This is a genomic window from Vibrio sp. 378, from assembly GCF_033339435.1.
In genome coordinates this window covers 1-985 of the sequence record NZ_JAWOUO010000199.1, presented here as the reverse complement: position 1 = coordinate 985, position 985 = coordinate 1, and the positions used below count along the sequence as shown (strand labels likewise).

The 985-nt window shown below is 44.4% G+C and carries 1 protein-coding gene; it reads left to right on the top strand.

Annotation, left to right across the window (positions count from 1 at the left end; all coding sequences use genetic code 11):
- Positions 1-283: 283 nt before the first annotated feature.
- Positions 284-985, top strand: a 702-nt coding sequence (locus tag R7Q48_RS25125) for an ATP-dependent zinc protease (protein WP_411979282.1), incomplete at its 3' end; no start/stop codon positions are given.

The window sequence follows — 985 nt, the reverse complement described above, 5'->3', positions numbered from 1 at the left end:
ACAGCGGCGTTGACTTGCTCTGGGCGAACATTCAGTTCTTGAGCAATCATGCGACAGATAGCTTGGCTCATCCGTGTATTCTCTTTTAATTCGGTTTGGATATTGGTTGTGTATAGAACATTGGGGTCATTCATAGAATTTGCAATGTTTTAAATTAGCTTCGCAAAAATTTACCGGGCGCTGGTGGACATCGGTCAGATTTATGTCAAAACTGTAATTAAATTGAGAACTTATAAGTTCTGTTGGCGACTAATTTTATATACCTTGGCTCACACGGATAATCATGATGAAAAAAATGTCTTTGGCTCTGGCACTCTCTAGTGCTCTCCTGATAGCCCCGTTTGGTTGGGCGCAATCCATCTCTGCAACCACGCAAGATCCCATCTATCAACTTGATGATAAGTTAGTTTTAGGGCGGGTCGAAAGTGTGTATTACAGCGAAATTCCTGAGCTAAGTGACGTCCCTTTCATCGGTAAAATTGATACCGGCGCTGACACCACCTCCATGCATGCAGAAAATATTCACGTAAGCAGCAGCAATCCCAAATACAAAAATCTTAAAGATGACAAACTGCTGTGGGCAATTGTCGATGATTTAGGTGGCACGCAAGCCAAATGGGAAGCCAACAGTTTTGAACCTTATCAAGTCACCGTCAGTTTCACGATTCAGCATCCTTATACTGGCAAAGAGATCACGGTAACCGACGATCTTGAGCGCATCAGTGCTATCCGCAGTCGCACCAGCAAAAAACCGATTTTGCGTCCAACCGTAAAAATGCCGATGACGATTGCTGGGCATACGGTAGATACCGTGGTGAATCTTACCTCGCGCAAACAGTTCTCTGCGCCAATCCTGATTGGCAAAACTTACCTAGATGATAACGCGTGGGTGTTTGCTGGGTATGACTACCTGCAAGAACAACCCAACGCGAAAATGATTGGTAAGAAAGAGACGGTAGAAATCGAAGGCATTCCCTACAAAACC